The following is a 15,118-nucleotide window of genomic DNA, read 5'->3' on the forward strand; positions in this document are numbered from 1 at the left end:
GTCGACGACAGTGCGTCGGCCTGCGCGGGACGTCAGCCGACCTCGATGTCGACGAGCCAGCCGGCGGGCGAGCGCACCGTCCTCTCGCCAGGCGGATCGGCGTGGCCTGCATCGCCCGAGGGACCAGCCGCCCTCGCCTCCCCCGAGGCAAGCCGTACGCCGTCGACGGCCTCCAACGAGGCAGTGTCGGTGATCGGCACGACCTCGATCACATATCGCGAAGGGCGCGTGCCTGCGAAAACGCCACCGCCCAAGTCACGCCGGATCATCGGCCATTCCTCGCCATCAGCGGGCATCTCGGCGTCCAGCGGAGCGCCGTGGCCGGGTCGGCGCAAGATGCGACGTTCCGTGAGCTCGTGCATGACTGCGTGCACGGCCACGACGCGGCCTCGCACACGATCGGTGAACTCGTCTTCGTGGTGCGACTCGACCGCGTCGACTGTCGCGACCAGCGTCGGACCGAGCAGCGCGGCGAGAGGCGGACCGGGAACGCGCGTCGCGACGCTGAGATCGACGTCATCGCCCACCGCGAATGCGTCGCCGCAGCACGCCCACTCCCATTCCGTCAGCCACACGCGCATCATGCTGCTCACGGTACCGATCGCCGACGGTGCCCGCTCGGCGATCGCTCCCCGGCGGCGGCTATGCGGTATGTATGCGGTGGCCTTCCTGCCCGGCCAGCTCTACGACGCACCGGATGTGGTCTCCAAGCCCGGAGGGACGTCGTCCTATCGCGGCCTCGCGAATCCGTCGATCGCTTGCGCCGTCAGCTCCATCTCGACCTCTCCCCCGTGGCCCTCGGTCTCGACGATCTCGAGCCGGCTTCCCGGCCAGATCTGGTGCAGGCGCCATGGGGTGATCGCGGGTCCACTCACGTCGTAGCGGCCGTGGATGAGCACGCCCGGTATGCCGGCGAGTTCCGCGGCCCGCTCGAGCACTGCGTCCTCACCGCGGAGGAAGCAGTCGTTCGCCCAGTAATGGGTGACAAGTGTCGCGAAGTTCTGCCGGGTTCGAGGGTCTTCGTGTGTCGGACCGGGCTGCCATGCCGGATCCAGCGAGACGTGGGTGGACTCCCACGTGTCCCAGCGATCGGCGGCCGAGGCCCGGACTGCGGCATCCGCGGCGCGCATCATCGCCGCGTAGTGGTCGATGACGCGTTCCCCGCGGGGCACGTCGGCAGCCAGGTCCGTCCACGCCTCGGGGAAGATCGCACCCACGCCCTCGGTGATCCAGTCGATCTCGGCCCTGCCGCCCGTCGTGACCGCAGTGAGGACGATCTCGGTCACCCGGTTGCGGTGAGCAAGCGCATAGGCCAGGGCGAGTGTCGACCCCCAAGAGACGCCGTGCAGCAACCAGGCCTCGATGCCCAGGTGAGTGCGCAGTGCCTCGATGTCGTCGACGAGGGTGTGAGTGTTGTTGGCGTCGAGGTGCTCGAGGTCGTCGATCGCCCAGGGCGTGCTCTTGCCGCAACCGCGCTGGTCGAGACCGACGATCAAGTACTCGGACGGGTCGAACCGCCGGCGGTAGCCCCCGCGCCCCAGACCGCTGCCGGGGCCGCCATGCAAGTACAGAGCTGGTCGCCCCTCGGGGTTCCCGGAGGTCTCCCAGTAGAGCTCGACTCCGTGCGGACGACGAAGGGTGCCCGAGGCGAACGGCTCAAGTGGTGGGTGCACCGTCGAAGACTACTCGCGACCTCCGCTGCGCCTGTGCCTGCCTGAGAGACCATCGGCACACCAGGCACCGGACGCGAGACGACCCGGCGAACGCCGAGGCAGGCGATCGAGTCCGCTGGCGCCCCTTCCGTACACGGCTTCCATGATCTCGCTGGGTCCGGACGTGTATCTGACGGCGTTGCGACCGCCTCTTCCAGATCAGCCTGTCGCGTACCGCGTGGCTGGGAGCGATCGGCGCCATTCCTGCTCGGCAAAGGATCGGATCATGAATGAAAACCCTTCATCGCCAGGTCTCGGGGCGATCATCTCGAACCTCGCCGTTCGCCGCTTCATCTACAGCACCTACGTGCTCGCGCTCCTGGTCGTGGGCGCCGCCCAGGTGGCGCTGACGTCGCTCGGCATGACGAACCCGGACTGGCTGGTCGCCACCCTCGCCGTGCTCGGCTACCTCGGTGTCCCCGTCGCCGGACTCGCTGTCGCGAACACTTCCAAGAAGGTCGCCGACGCCACAGCCCAGCCCGAAGCCGCCGCCGCACCGCAGCCCGCCGCACCGCAGCCCGCCGTTGTCTGAAACGGGGACGGCGCCGCCGGCCGAGCGTCGATAGCCGCTATGCGAGGAAACAGAACACGCCCGTAGCCACGCAGAGCACCAGCATCCCGGTCGCGTTCAGGAACAGGTTGCGGCCGAAGTCGCGCGCTCGGATGTGTGAGGCGATCGCAATCACGAAGTAGAGGATCAGGCACGCGGTGGTCAGCGCGGCGAGACCGGGGATCCAGATGCCCGCCACCAGTCCCCCGGCGGCGGCGAACTTGATCGGCGGCATGATCCACCACAGCCGGCGCGGCCAGCCGACGTCCTCGAAGCAGCGGGCGATGAAGCCCGCGGGCCGGAGGCACAGCAGTCCGTCCACGAACGAGATCACCGCCAGGGCGATGACGGGCCAGACGGGATCCGGCAGGAGTGTCATGCGGGCACCGTACCATACGGTTTGGTATGGTGACCATATGTCACGGCAACGATGGATCGACGAGGGGCTCCGCGTCCTCGCCGACGAGGGCATCGCAGGGGTGCGCATAGACCGCATCGCCGTCCGCGTGGGCTTGAGCAAGGGATCGTTCTTCCACCACTTCGCAAACGTGGCGTCGTATCGGTCCGCCCTGCTCGACCGTTGGCGAGCAGACGCGTCCGAGCAGCTCACGAACGCCCCCGAGGTGTCGGAGCTGGCCGATCTGGTGACGGCGGGCGACGTGGTCGACGTCTGGCTCGAGCGTGCGATCCGGGCCTGGGCGCAGCATGATCGCACCGCGGCAGCGGCACTGGAAGAGGTCGACGGCGAGAGGCTCGCCGCCCTGCGCCGAGCATGGGAGTCGCGCCTGTCCGACCCGAAACGCGCGCGTGCGGCGGCACTGCTCCCTCACCTCGTGGTGATCGGCGCGACGGTGGCGCATCCGGCCACCAGTCAGGATGACCTCGCAGCGGTGTTCCGGCTCCTCGCCGAACTCATCCCGGCGGTGGACGGCACCGACCACCCGTGACCGCGTGCGGCACAGTCGGCGCCGAGGACCGCTCGGCCAGGTGAGACCTGCCGCCCTCGCAACGCGGCCGCGCCGCTGATCATCCGGCTCGTCTGGCAGACTTCCGGGATGCCGCACACCGACGCCCTCGCCCGCCTGTGGCCCGCCTCCGCCGTGCGCGTGCGTGCGGGCGATCTCGAGCTGCGCTGGATCGACGACGACCTCCTCGTCGAACTGGCAGCGCTCGCCGGCCGCGGCATCCATGATGCCGATGCGATGCCCTTCGAGCATCCGTGGTCGCGCGGCAGCGCGTCGGACGTGGCACGGAGCGTCCTGACGTACCAGTGGGGCCTGCGCGGTCGGATCTCACCCTCGGCGTTCGCTCTCGAGCTCGCTGTGATCGATCACGGGGTGCCGGTCGGCGTACAGGGGCTCACGGCCGAGGACTGGTCGGTGCTGCGCCGGGTCACGACCGGCTCGTGGCTGGGACGCGATCACCAGGGACGCGGAATCGGCACCCGGATGCGGATGCTCGCGCTGCACCTCGCGTTCGAGGGCCTGGGCGCGCGAGAGGCGACGTCGGGCGCCTTCATCGACAATGCTCCTTCGAATGCCGTCTCGCGCCGCGTCGGCTACGAGCCGGACGGTGCCTTCCACGTCGCACGGGAAGGCCACCCGGTACTGCACAACCGATGGACGATGTCGCGCGACGTCTGGGACACCGTGCGCGCCGGCCACCGCGAGCGCCTCGGCGCCGAGGCGGAGCTTCACGGCGTGGACGCACTGCGCTCGCAGCTCGAGGCGCCTGCGACACCGACCCAGACGATCTCGGCCCAGACGACCTCGGCCCCGACGACCTCGACCGCGGGCGCCATCGCGCCCGCGGTCGAGGGATGATCGGTCAGAGTCCGGCGGCGTCGTCCGTCGAGGTCGTGCTCCGGCGCGTGACCTGCTCGTTGACGGTGGGGTCCACGGCCGTGCGCGTGACGGATTCCGACCGGCGGCGGCGCGCCAGCAGAACGAGCCCGAGAATGAAGATGACGGCTCCAGCACCCATCAGGATGTAGCCGATCATGTCGAGGTTGACCCATTCGACCTCCACGTTCACCGCGAACGCGAGGATCGCTCCGATGGCGAAGAGGGCGATGCCAGCTCCGATACTCATGCGAGGTGTCCTTTCCGGGGCGCGGCGACCAGCCCTCCCCTGTTTCGGGACGAGTGGTCCCGCGCTTACGCTCTCGCATCCAGCCCGGCTTTCGGGAGGGGCTTGACAGCGGACGGATGCCGTCTCCCGGCGTCCGCGGCGGCGCCGGCGCTCGCCGACGGCACGAGAGACCCGCGCGGGCGGCATCCGTCCCGATGACTACTGTGGAATGGTGCACAGCCTGTCCCGTCCTCGCGCGGCGGGGCCGGGACTGCGTGCCTGGGTGATCTGGACGGTCGGCGTCGCCGCCTACGTCCTCGCGATCACGAACCGCTCGTCGCTGAGCGCGGTCGGGGTCGACGCGGCGGCGCGGTTCGATGCCGACGCCGCGACGCTGTCGATGTTCGCGGTCGTGCAGCTGGCCGTCTACGGGGGCATGCAGATCCCGATCGGCGTGCTGCTGGACAGGTACGGCGCGCGACCCATCATGACGGTCGGCATGCTGCTGATGGCAGTCGGCCAGCTCACCATGGCCCTCTCCCCCAGTGTCGGCGTCGCGATCCTCGCCCGCATGCTGCTCGGCGCGGGCGACGCCGCGATCTTCCCCGGCGTTCTGCGGCTCATCGCCACCTGGTTCCCTGCGCAGCGCGGGCCACTCATGGTGCAGTTCACCGGGATCGTCGGCCAGGCCGGCCAGCTCGTCGCGCTCATCCCGCTGGCGGCGCTGCTGCACGCGACGTCGTGGACGATCACCTTCGGCAGCATCGCCGGGCTCGGGGTGCTCTTCGCCGTCCTCGTCTTCCTCCTGATCCGCAACCACCCGCCCGACCGTGACGAGGACGTCTCGGTCGACACCGACACCGGGGCGATCCGCGTCGTGACGTCCGCCGTCGACACGGGCGTGGGCATCCGCGCGGCGTGGGCGCACCCGGGAACCCGGTTGGCGTTCTGGTCGCACTTCACGACGCCGTTCGCCGGCACGGCGTTCGTGCTGCTGTGGGGCATGCCGTTCCTCACGGCGGGCGAAGGCCGTACGACGGCGCAGGCGGCCTCGATCATGTCGCTGTACGTCGTGGTGGGCATGGCACTCGGACCCATCATGGGTGAGCTGTCGCGGCGCATCCCGCACCTGCGGTCGCGGGCGCTCGTGCTGCCGACCGTCGCCGTGCAGGCACTGGCGTGGCTCGTCGTCATCGCCTATCCCGCGCCGGCGCCGCTGTGGCTGCTGCTCGTGCTGGCCGTGGCCCTGGCCACGGGCGGCCCGGCGTCGATGATCGCGTTCGATCACGCGCGCACCCACAATCCGACTCATCGCCTCAGCACCGCCACCGGAGTGACCAACGCCGGCGGCTTCCTCGCCGCCCTCCTGGCGATCCTGCTGATCGGCCTGGCCCTCGATCTGCAGGGCGCCGGCACTCCTGCCACGTACAGCCTCGATGCCTTCCGCGTGGCGTTCCTGATGCAGGTGCCGCTGTGGGCGCTCGGAAGCGCCTTCATCGTGATCGAGCGCAAGCGCACCCGCATCCGCCTCGGGATGGACGCGCCGCGACCGCCGCGCCGGCGTCGCTGATCGGCACCGACCCGGACGCCGCGCGCCGGCGCGCCGGCGCGCCGCCGGGCTCGCGACGGACTCGCCGCGCCTGCATGGGTCCGGCAGGGTCGACGAGTGGGTACTGTGGCGCTACCGAGCACGCCCGACGCGTCGGAAGGACCTCCATGAGCGATCCCCTCGTCGTCGCGCAGGAGGTGCGTGAGGCCGTCGCCGCCGGCGACCCCGTGCTCGCGCTCGAGTCCACGATCTTCACCCACGGGCTCCCCCGTCCCCGGAACCTCGACGTCGCGCTCGAAGCCGAGGCGCGGGTGCGCGCGCTCGGAGTGGTGCCCGCGACGATCGGCGTCATCGAGGGTCGCCCCACTGTGGGCCTCACCCCCGACCAGATCGAGACGCTCTCGACGGCGGAGGGGGTGGTGAAGGCGAGCGTGCGCGACGTGCCGGTCGCGGTGGTGAAGCGGCTGAGCGCAGGCACGACGGTGGCGGCGACCGCACACCTGGCGGCACGCGCAGGCGTGAGCGTGTTCTCGACCGGAGGGCTCGGCGGCGTCCATCGCGGCGCGCCGCAGACGTTCGACGAGTCCGCCGACCTCCCCACCCTCGCGAGCCTGCCGCTGGTGATCGTGAGCGCCGGGGTCAAGTCGATCCTCGACATCCCGCTCACGCTCGAACGGCTCGAGACGCTGAATCTCGCTGTCGTCGGCTATCGCACCACCGACTACCCCGCCTTCTACGTGGCGGATTCGGGTCACGACCTGCAGTACTCCGTCGACTCTCCGGCCGAGATCGCCGCGATCGCGCGGACGCGAGACGCCCTCGGCATCTCGTCCACCCTGCTGGTCGCGAATCCCGTGGCGGCGGCGCGACAGCTCGACCCGGTGCTGCACGACGACGTCCTCGCTCGTGCGCTCGCCGCGGCCGACATGCAGGGCGTGTCGGGGAACGACACGACACCGTTCCTTCTCGACTTCCTGCAGCGGGAGACCGGCGGTCGCAGCCTCGATGTCAACGTCGAGGTCTACCGCGGCAACGTCGACCTCGGCGCCCGCATCGCGCGCGCTCTCGCGGACGGCTGATGCTCGTCGTGATCGGCGATCTCGTCGCCGACCTGATCGTCCTGGGTGGCGCGAGACTCGAGCGCGGCACCGACAACCCGGCAGAGGTTCGTCTGACACGGGGCGGCAGCGCCGCGAACGTGGCGGTGGCGGCTGCGGCGCGGCATCCGGTCCGCTTCATCGGCAGGGTCGGCGACGACACGCTGGCGCGGGCGCTCGTCGGCGAGCTCGAGGCTGCGGGCGTCGACGTGCGGGTGCAGCGAGAGGGCCGGACGGGCTCGATCGTGGTGCTCGTCGACGCCGTCGGCGAGCGCACCATGATCACCGACCGTGGTGCCGCCGCCGAGCTCGATGCGATCGAGCCGGACTGGCTGCACGGCGCCGACTGGGTGCACCTGCCGCTGTACGGCTTCACGACGCCGCTCTCGCGGACAGCGGTGACGGATGCCGCGACCCGTGCTGCGGCGCGCGGCGCCCGGCTGAGCGTCGATCTGTCGAGCGTGGCGGCGCTTCGCGAACTCGGAGCCGACAGCCTGCGGTCGCTCCTCGCGGATCTGAGACCCGACGTCGTCTTCGCGAACGAGGATGAGTCGCGTACCGCAGCGGAGCTCGGAGTCGTGCCAGGCGGGGTGTATGTGGTCAAGCGCGGCGCGATGCCCGTCCTGGTGGCGGCGGAGGGCGGGGTGGTCGAGGTTCCGGTGGAGCCGGTGGAGGACGTGCTGGACTCCACCGGTGCCGGTGATGCGTTCGCCGCCGGATACATCGCCGCCGCTCTCGCCGGCGCCGATGCACGCGAGAGCGCCCGGGCGGGCAATGAGCTCGCCACGCGAGCACTGCGCCGTCCGGGCGCTCTGTGAGGGGTGCGGCTCGGGGGCCGCTCCCATGAGGGGTGCGGCTCGGGGGCCGCTCCCACCAGGGATGGCGACGGCGCCGCTCAGGCGCTCTGGAGCCGCTCCAGCACCCGCTCGATGTCGTCGATGAACTCGTTGTAGCCGGCGATCGTGGCGGCGACCTGCTCGTCGGTGAAGTCGCTGCGGTCCTGTCGGATGGTCAGCACGGTGCCGTCGGCGGACTCCTCCAGGTCGAACAGCACGGGCAGCCCCACGTCGTCTCCGGGCTGGTCCGTGAGGCTCATGGCGATGTGCGAGGGCGGCTCGACGACCTTGTACTCGCCCGACCAGTCGATGCGGTTGCCGTCCGGAAGAATCATGACGGCGCGGAACTCGCCGCCGGGCCGGACATCCATCGTGAGACTGTCCTGCGGCACCTCGACGGCGGCCGTGCCGAACCAGACCGCGAAGTGCTCGGGCTTGGTGATCGCTTCGAACACCAGCTCACGCGGTGCACGAAGGGTGCGGGTGACGGTGAAGTACTCGGTCATGTTCTCTGCTCCTTCTCGGGTGCGGCGGACGTGGGGTCCACCCGCCGCGGTTGTGGTGCGCCCAGCTGCTGCAGGGCATTGAGGTACTGATCGAGGGCGCCGACGCTGTCCTCCCAGAACTGCGCATATCCGCCGATCCAGTCGGATGCCGCGGCCAGCGGTCGCGCGTCCAGCCGGGCCGGCCGGTACTGGGCGCTGCGTCCGCGCGTGACGAGCCCCGCTCCTTCGAGCACGCGGAGGTGCTTCGACACGGCGGCGAACGTCATGTCGAAGGGCTCGGCGAGCTCCCCCACCGTCGCCTCGCCCTCGCTGAGACGCGCCAGGATCGCGCGGCGGGTGGGATCGGCCAGCGCCGAGAACGTGCGGCTGAGGTCGTCTGTCACGGTGTTCACCTCCTTGTTCAACCGAGAAGTACAATACTGGGCAGTTGAATAACGGTCAAGCCCCGATGTCGATGGGCCGCGCTAGCGTGACGACATGCCTCGCGTCATCTTCTACACCGCGACCACAGTGAACGGCTTCCTGGCCGACGAGAACGACTCCCTCGATTGGCTGTTCGCGGCGCCCGGCGGCGAGGGCGGCGACGACGACTTCCAGCGCTTCCTCTCGGGCATTGGCGTGCTCGTGCAGGGATCGTCGACCTACCGCTGGGTGCTCGAGCACGAGGATCTCGTCGCACACCCCGAGAAGTGGCCCGCGTACTACGGCGATCGGCCCACGTGGGTCTTCACGAGCCGCGAGCAGCCGGTCGTTCCGGGTGTGGATATCCGCTTCGCGTCGGGCGACGTGCGGGAGTTCTGGCCGCAGATCGAGGAGTCCACCGGCGGTCGCGACGTCTGGATCGTGGGCGGCGGCGACCTCGCGGGGCAGTTCGCCGACGCCGGGCTCCTCGACGAGATCCGGGTGTCGATCGCGCCCGCGACGCTGCCGTCGGGCAAGCCGCTCCTCCCCCGGAGCCTCGGGGCCGACCGGCTGCAGCTGATCGACGTCCGCCAGGCCGGCGCGTTCGCCGAACTGACCTACGCGGTCAGCGGGCCGCCCAGCTGAACGAGTCTCGGCATCGCGTCGTCGGCTGAGCCGGCGTCAGCGCGCCGCGGGCACGAACTCGGTCCACTCGCCGAACTTCGGCGTGCGACCGTCGCCCGATGACGTGCCCGTCAGGCGGCGACGCACCCACGGACCGACGTGCTCGCGGTAGTACGCCGCTCCCCGCGCGCCGGCGGCCGGCAGCGGCGGCAGCGACCACCACTCCGGTGGCGGCTCCAGGCCGAGTGCGCTGAGCACCCGCGCGGCCACGCGGTGATGACCGCGCGAGTTCATGTGGAGGCGGTCTTCCGACCAGAAGGGCGGTGTGGCGAGCTCCGCGTCGAACCAGTTGTACGCCTGCACGACATCGGCGCGCGACGCGAGGCGCTTCTCCACGGCGTGCGAGAGCAGGTCGCCGCGGCGCTGGATCACCCCGCGCAGGGGCAGCTGGGCGGTCGGATTCGCGCCCGAGAGCACGATGAGCTGTACGCCCTCCTCGTCGCACCGGCGCAGCACTCGTTCGAACGCCGCCACCACATGGGCGACGCTCGTGCGCGGACGCAGCATGTCGTTGCCACCGCCGTTGAAAGACAGGTGGGTCGGCCGCAGCGCGAGCGCGGGTTCGAGCTGCTCGTCGACGATCGGCCAGACGAGTTTGCCGCGGATAGCGAGGTTCGCATACTCGATGGGCTCGCCGGCCGCGTCCGCCCACCCCTGCGCCACGAGATCGGCCCAGCCGCGCACGTGCCCGTCGGGGAGGTCGTCGCCCACGCCTTCGGTGAAGGAGTCGCCGATGGCGACGTATCGAACGGATGCCACCCGTCCAGCCTACGACCGCGCCGAGCGTGCACCCGACGCGGTCAGCGGTCGTCGAGCGCCACGCCCCGGCGGTCGACGAGGCCCCAGGCAGCCGCAGCGGCGACGGCGAAGAACGCGGCGAACACCACGAACAGCACCGGTGCTCCCCCAGCCAGCAGCAGTGACGGCACCACCAGTGGTGCGACGATCGACGCGATGCGGCCGACGCCCGCGGCCCACCCGCTGCCCGTGGCGCGCAACGACGTCGGATACATCTCCGGGGTCACCGCGTACAGCGCGCCCCACGCGCCGAGGTTGAAGAACGACAGCGCCATCCCGGCGGCGATGATCGTCGCGGGAGTGCCGGCCGTGCCGAAGAAGATGGCCGACACCGCCGAGCCGACGAGGAACACCGACAATGTCGCCCGCCGGCCCCACACCTCGATCAGCCATGCGGCGGCGGCGTAGCCGGGCAGCTGCGCCAAGGTGATCAGGAGCGTGAACCCGAACGAGCGCACCAGGTCGTATCCCTGCGCCACCAGGATCGAGGGGATCCAGATGAAGGCGCCGTAGTACGAGAAGTTCACGCAGAACCACACGAGCCAGAGGCAGGCGGTGCGCGCGCGGAACTCCCGCGACCACAGCGCGCCCAGCCGCTCACCGAGCGAGGTCGCGGTGGCCGGCGGTGCCGTGGGGCGCCCCGCCGCAGGCGCGGCGGTGACGCCCGCGGCGTCTTCGAAGCGCCGGACGACGGCGTCGGCCTGGGTGAACCGCCCGCGCCGCTCCAGCCAACGCGCCGACTCGGGCAGACCCCAGCGCACGATGAGCGCGTACGCGGCGGGGATGGCGCCGAGCAGGAACGCCCACCGCCACCCGTTCTCGGACGCCGGGATGACGAAGTATCCGATCAGCGCGGCGAGTGTCCAGCCGACGGCCCAGAAGGCCTCGAGGATCACGATGAGCCGGCCGCGGATGCGCGCGGGAGCGAACTCGCTCACGTAGGTGCTGGCGACCGGCAGCTCGGCACCGAGGCCGAGTCCCACGAGGAATCGCAGCACGAGAAGAGCCGCGAGCCCGCCCACGAGCGCGCTCGCGCCGGTCGCGAGGCCGTACACCAGCAGCGTGAGCGCGAACACCTGGCGCCGGCCGAACCGGTCCGCGAGCAGACCGCCCACGCTCGCGCCGACCGCCATGCCGACGAACCCGATCGACGCGATCCACGCGGTCTCGCTCGGGGCGAGGCTCCACTGGGCCGCGAGCGCCGCGATGATGAACGAGATCAGGCCGACATCCATCGCGTCCAGCGCCCAGCCGACACCCGAGCCGGTCAGCACCCGGAGGTGCGGGCGGGTGAACGGCAGGCGGTCGAGACGCTCCGAGAGCGTCGACTCGGCGCGGGTTCCGGCATCCGTCATAGCGTCATGCTACGGATGCCGACGGCACTGCGGGCGCTACGACAGCATGTCGCGCACGCGAGGGGCCACCTCGGTGCCGTACAGCTCGATGGAGCGCATCATCTTCTCGTGCGAGAGGGTGCCCGTCGAGAACTTCATGTCGAAGCGCGAGGCGCCGAGCGTCCGAACCGTGTCGGCGATCTTGCGGGCCACCGTGTCGGGTGAGCCGACGTACAGCGCTCCGCCCGGACCGACGTCGTGCTGGAAGCGCAGACGGCTGTACGGCGGCCAGCCGCGCTCGCGGCCGATCGAGTTGTTCATGGCCTCGAAGCCCTCGTACGCCTCGTCCCATGCCTGCTGGTCGGTCTCGGCGATGTGGCCGGGCGAGTGGACCCCCACGGGGAGCTGCGGCCGCTCGAAGGTCGCGAGCGACCGGCGGTACAGCTCGGCGAACGGTCGGAAGCGCTCCGCCGGGCCGCCGATGATGGCGAGCATCAGGCCGTACCCGTAGCGGGCGGCCCGCACCGCCGACTCGGGGGTGCCGCCGACGCCGACCCACGCCCGCAGCCCGTTCTCGGTCTTCGGGAAGACGTCGGCCGCTTCCAGGGGCGCACGCAGCGTGCCGCTCCAGGTGACCGGCTTCTCCGTCAGCAGCTGCGAGAAGAGCTCGAGCTTCTCGTCGAACAGCGCCTCGTAGTCGCGAAGGTCGTAGCCGAACAGGGGGAAGGACTCGATGAACGAGCCGCGCCCGAGGATCACCTCGGCGCGGCCGCTCGACACGGCGTCGAGCGTCGAGAACCGCTCGAACACGCGCACGGGGTCGTCGCTCGAAAGCACTGTGACCGCCGTCCCGAGGTGGATCCGCTCGGTGCGGGCCGCGGCGGCGGCGAGCACGATCTCGGGACTCGACACCGCGAACTCTCGCCGGTGGTGCTCGCCGACGCCGAAGAACGACAGCCCCGCCTGGTCGGCGAGGACCGCTTGGTCCACCACGTTGCGGATGGTCTGGGCGTCGCTCAGCAGCTCACCCGATGCGTCTCGGGTCACATCGCCGAAGGTGTCGAGGCCCAGCTCGATGTCGGCAGGGTCCACGGGGGCGAGGTCGGCAGTGGTCACGATCGACTCCTTCTATTCGTTTGCATGAACCAGCGCGGCGGCCGCGGCATTCCCGAGACACTGAGACTTCGCGAGCGTAGCGTGGAGCCATGGCCCTGTTCGCAGACCGATGGGCCGCCGGGCGTGAGCTGGCCGCGCATCTCGCGCACTGGCGCGGGACGGATGCCGTCATCCTGGGCATTCCGCGCGGTGGAGTCGTGGTCGCGGCCGAGGTGGCCGGCGCGCTGGCGCTTCCCCTCGACGCGGTGATCGTCCGCAAGCTCGGCGCCACGGGTCAGGAGGAGTTCGCCGTCGGCGCCATCGCCGACGGCGTGCGGATCGTCACGCCGGGAGCCGTGCGCTGGGCGGGGATGTCTGCGACCGACCTGGACCGCGTCGAGGCGGCCGAGCGCGACGAGCTGGCGCGGCGGACGGAGGCCTACGGCGGGCGCGGCGGCGACCTCACCGATCGCACCGCGATCGTGGTGGACGACGGTGTCGCGACCGGCGCGAGCGCGGTCGCCGCGTGCCGGGCGGTCCGCGCGCGCGGACCGGCGAGGGTCGTGCTGGCCGTGCCGGTCGCGCCCGTGCGGTGGAGCGCCCCCGCCGACGCGGTCGACGAGTTCGTGTGCCCGCACCGCGAGGAGGACTTCTGGGCGGTCGGGCAGTACTACGACGACTTCGGGCAGACCAGCGACGCCGAGGTCATGGCGCTGCTCCGCAGAGACGCGGCAGGCTCAGCGACCGAGGACGGTCGCTGAGCCTGCCGCGTCCGTGCGCTCAGCGCGACAGCGCGAAGCGCAGCGTGTCGAGGCCGACGCCGCCGATGTCGAGCGCCCGCTTGTGGAACTGCTTGATCGAGAAGGCGTCGCCCTCGCGCTCGGCGACGTCGTCGCGCAGCTGCTCCCAGATGCGCTGGCCGACCTTGTACGACGGTGCCTGTCCCGGCCAGCCGAGGTAGCGGTTCACCTCGAACTTCACGAACTCCTCGGGCATGTTGACGTTGCGCAGCATGAACTCCAGCGCGAAGTCGGCGTCCCACACACCCTGGTCGTCGGGACGCTGCTTGCCGAGGTGCACGCCGATGTCGAGCACGACGCGCGCGGCGCGCATGCGCTGGCCATCGAGCATGCCGAGGCGGTCTGCCGGGTCGGAGAGATAACCCAGCTGCTCCATGAGGCGCTCGGCGTACAGCGCCCATCCCTCGGCGTGGCCCGAGGTGCCGCCGAGCAAGCGGCGATAGGTGTTCAGCTGCGCGCGGTTGTACACGGCCTGGGCGATCTGCAGGTGGTGCCCGGGAACGCCCTCGTGGTACACGGTGGTGAGCTCACGCCAGGTGTCGAACTCCTCGACGCCCTCGGGCACCGACCACCACATGCGGCCGGGCCGCGAGAAGTCGTCGGTCGGGCCGGTGTAGTAGATCCCGCCCTCCTTGGTGGGGGCGATCATGCACTCGAGCTTGCGGATGGGCTCCGCGATGTCGAAGTGCGTCTTGCCGAGCTCGGCGACGGCGCGGTCGCTCGTCTCCTGCATCCACTTCTGCAGCGCATCGGTGCCGTACAGCTTGCGGCTGGCGTCCTGCTCGAGGAAGGCGACGGCCTCCTCCACGCTGGCGCCCGCCTTGATCTCGTTCGCGATCGACTCCTGCTCGGCGACCATGCGCGCGAGCTCCTCGACGCCCCACTCGTACGTCTCGTCGAGATCGATCGTCGCGCCGAGGAAGCGGCGGCTGTGCAGCGCGTACAGCTCGCGGCCCACGGCGTCGTTCTCCCCCGCGACCGGCGCGAGCTCGTTCGAGAGGAACGAGGCGAGCTCGTCGTACGCGACGCGGGCGGCATTGGCGTTGTCGGCGAGATCGCGCGCCAGCGACGCCGGCAGCTGACCCTCCTCGGGTGCGGCCTCAGCGGCGAAGGTGGCGAAGAAGCCGTTCTCGGCGGTGTAGCGGGCGATCTGCGTCGCGACCTCGGTCACCTGGCGGCGCGCCGGCATCACACCCTGCGAGATGCCCTCGCGCAGCGTGGTGATGTAGCCGTCGATCGCACCGGAGACCGCGCCGAGGCGCCGGGCGACCACCGACCAGTCGTCGGCGGTCGCGGTGGGCATCAGGTCGAAGGCCGAGCGGATGTCCTGCGCGTGCGAGGCGATGACGTTCAAGTCGCGCAGGTGCCACTTCGCCTCGTGCAGGTCGAGCGCGAGCTGGATCTCGCGCGAGATGTCGTCCTTCGTCACGGCGTCGACGTCGTCGTCGGCGGTTGCGGCCTCCAGGGCGGCGAGCGTCTTGCGCCCCTCCTCGACGAGGCGCTCCTGACCGGCAGGGCTGTAGTCGCCGAACCGGTCGTTGTACTCCGACCGGCCGATGTACGTCGCGAGCGTGGGCTCGAGTTCGGCGAGGGTGTCGACCCACGCATCTGCGATCTTGTCGATCTGCGTGGGCGTGCGGGTTTCGTCTGTCATGGCTTCGAGCCTAGGCATGCGACGCGGTGCC

The 15,118-nt window shown here is 70.8% G+C and carries 18 protein-coding genes; 8 read left to right on the forward strand and 10 right to left on the reverse strand.

The window, feature by feature from the left end:
* Window positions 1-32: 32 nt before the first annotated feature.
* Together IM770_RS01595 and pip are read right to left on the reverse strand one after the other, a co-directional pair.
* On the reverse strand, window positions 33-584 hold the full coding sequence (locus IM770_RS01595; RefSeq protein WP_203579383.1) for a DUF6578 domain-containing protein: 552 nt from the start codon (window positions 582-584) through the stop codon (window positions 33-35).
* Window positions 585-728: 144 nt separating this feature from the next.
* Window positions 729-1,673, reverse strand: a complete 945-nt coding sequence (gene pip / locus IM770_RS01600) for a prolyl aminopeptidase (protein ID WP_203579384.1) — start codon at window positions 1,671-1,673, stop codon at window positions 729-731.
* 265 nt (window positions 1,674-1,938) lie between these two features.
* Here pip and IM770_RS01605 point away from each other — a divergent pair, with 265 nt between their 5' ends.
* On the forward strand, window positions 1,939-2,244 hold the full coding sequence (locus IM770_RS01605) for a hypothetical protein (RefSeq protein ID WP_203579385.1): 306 nt from the start codon (window positions 1,939-1,941) through the stop codon (window positions 2,242-2,244).
* Between the two features lie 37 nt (window positions 2,245-2,281).
* On the opposite strand, the gene IM770_RS01610 is transcribed toward IM770_RS01605, so the two are convergent.
* Window positions 2,282-2,641 carry a DoxX family protein gene (locus IM770_RS01610; protein WP_203579386.1) on the reverse strand — a complete coding sequence of 120 codons (360 nt, stop codon included), beginning with the start codon at window positions 2,639-2,641 and terminating at the stop codon, window positions 2,282-2,284.
* Window positions 2,642-2,678: 37 nt separating this feature from the next.
* On the opposite strand from IM770_RS01610, the gene IM770_RS01615 reads away from it, so the two are divergent.
* On the forward strand, window positions 2,679-3,209 hold the full coding sequence (locus IM770_RS01615) for a TetR/AcrR family transcriptional regulator (RefSeq protein ID WP_203579387.1): 531 nt from the start codon (window positions 2,679-2,681) through the stop codon (window positions 3,207-3,209).
* 108 nt (window positions 3,210-3,317) lie between these two features.
* Complete coding sequence (locus IM770_RS01620; protein ID WP_203579388.1) at window positions 3,318-4,085, forward strand: GNAT family N-acetyltransferase; 768 nt, start codon at window positions 3,318-3,320, stop codon at window positions 4,083-4,085.
* 4 nt (window positions 4,086-4,089) lie between these two features.
* On the opposite strand, the gene IM770_RS01625 is transcribed toward IM770_RS01620, so the two are convergent.
* Complete coding sequence (locus IM770_RS01625) at window positions 4,090-4,353, reverse strand: DUF6458 family protein (protein WP_203579389.1); 264 nt, start codon at window positions 4,351-4,353, stop codon at window positions 4,090-4,092.
* A 211-nt stretch (window positions 4,354-4,564) separates the two neighbouring features.
* Between IM770_RS01625 and IM770_RS01630 the strand changes: the two genes are divergently transcribed.
* The 3 genes from IM770_RS01630 (at window position 4,565) to IM770_RS01640 (ending at window position 7,796) form a co-directional block, all read left to right on the forward strand.
* Entirely contained in the window at window positions 4,565-5,902 is a 1,338-nt protein-coding gene (locus tag IM770_RS01630) for an MFS transporter (protein WP_307785336.1), read from the forward strand.
* Window positions 5,903-6,048: 146 nt separating this feature from the next.
* The gene (locus tag IM770_RS01635; RefSeq protein ID WP_203579391.1) at window positions 6,049-6,960 is read left to right on the forward strand and encodes a pseudouridine-5'-phosphate glycosidase; all 912 of its coding nucleotides are present in this window, start codon (window positions 6,049-6,051) and stop codon (window positions 6,958-6,960) included.
* The gene (locus IM770_RS01640; RefSeq protein ID WP_203579392.1) at window positions 6,960-7,796 is read left to right on the forward strand and encodes a carbohydrate kinase family protein; all 837 of its coding nucleotides are present in this window, start codon (window positions 6,960-6,962) and stop codon (window positions 7,794-7,796) included. The genes IM770_RS01635 and IM770_RS01640 overlap by 1 nt, the downstream gene beginning before the upstream one ends.
* A gap of 77 nt (window positions 7,797-7,873) precedes the next feature.
* Here IM770_RS01640 and IM770_RS01645 read toward each other — a convergent pair whose 3' ends face one another.
* Both IM770_RS01645 and IM770_RS01650 read right to left on the reverse strand, forming a co-directional pair.
* Complete coding sequence (locus IM770_RS01645; RefSeq protein WP_203579393.1) at window positions 7,874-8,320, reverse strand: SRPBCC family protein; 447 nt, start codon at window positions 8,318-8,320, stop codon at window positions 7,874-7,876.
* Window positions 8,317-8,703: an ArsR/SmtB family transcription factor gene (locus IM770_RS01650; RefSeq protein WP_203579394.1), complete on the reverse strand. Its 387-nt coding sequence runs from the start codon at window positions 8,701-8,703 to the stop codon at window positions 8,317-8,319. The genes IM770_RS01645 and IM770_RS01650 overlap by 4 nt, the downstream gene beginning before the upstream one ends.
* Window positions 8,704-8,797: 94 nt before the next feature.
* On the opposite strand from IM770_RS01650, the gene IM770_RS01655 reads away from it, so the two are divergent.
* Window positions 8,798-9,367, forward strand: coding sequence for a dihydrofolate reductase family protein (locus tag IM770_RS01655; protein WP_203579395.1), 570 nt, complete (start codon window positions 8,798-8,800; stop codon window positions 9,365-9,367).
* Window positions 9,368-9,403: 36 nt separating this feature from the next.
* Here IM770_RS01655 and IM770_RS01660 read toward each other — a convergent pair whose 3' ends face one another.
* From IM770_RS01660 to IM770_RS01670, 3 genes are read right to left on the reverse strand one after another with little or no spacing between them, the layout of a single operon-like run.
* Window positions 9,404-10,165, reverse strand: coding sequence for an SGNH/GDSL hydrolase family protein (locus tag IM770_RS01660; RefSeq protein ID WP_203579396.1), 762 nt, complete (start codon window positions 10,163-10,165; stop codon window positions 9,404-9,406).
* Window positions 10,166-10,206: 41 nt separating this feature from the next.
* A complete protein-coding gene (locus IM770_RS01665; RefSeq protein WP_203579397.1) occupies window positions 10,207-11,559 on the reverse strand; it encodes an MFS transporter in 1,353 nt (450 codons plus the stop codon).
* A gap of 36 nt (window positions 11,560-11,595) precedes the next feature.
* Window positions 11,596-12,654 carry an LLM class flavin-dependent oxidoreductase gene (locus tag IM770_RS01670; RefSeq protein ID WP_307785337.1) on the reverse strand — a complete coding sequence of 353 codons (1,059 nt, stop codon included), beginning with the start codon at window positions 12,652-12,654 and terminating at the stop codon, window positions 11,596-11,598.
* Window positions 12,655-12,743: 89 nt separating this feature from the next.
* Between IM770_RS01670 and IM770_RS01675 the strand changes: the two genes are divergently transcribed.
* Entirely contained in the window at window positions 12,744-13,394 is a 651-nt protein-coding gene (locus tag IM770_RS01675; RefSeq protein WP_203579398.1) for a phosphoribosyltransferase, read from the forward strand.
* A 19-nt stretch (window positions 13,395-13,413) separates the two neighbouring features.
* Here IM770_RS01675 and IM770_RS01680 read toward each other — a convergent pair whose 3' ends face one another.
* A complete protein-coding gene (locus IM770_RS01680; RefSeq protein WP_203579399.1) occupies window positions 13,414-15,087 on the reverse strand; it encodes a DUF885 domain-containing protein in 1,674 nt (557 codons plus the stop codon).
* Between the last annotated feature and the right edge of the window lie 31 nt (window positions 15,088-15,118).

The sequence above is a fragment of the Microbacterium hibisci genome (assembly GCF_015278255.1).
In the GTDB taxonomy this organism is placed as follows: domain Bacteria; phylum Actinomycetota; class Actinomycetes; order Actinomycetales; family Microbacteriaceae; genus Microbacterium; species Microbacterium hibisci.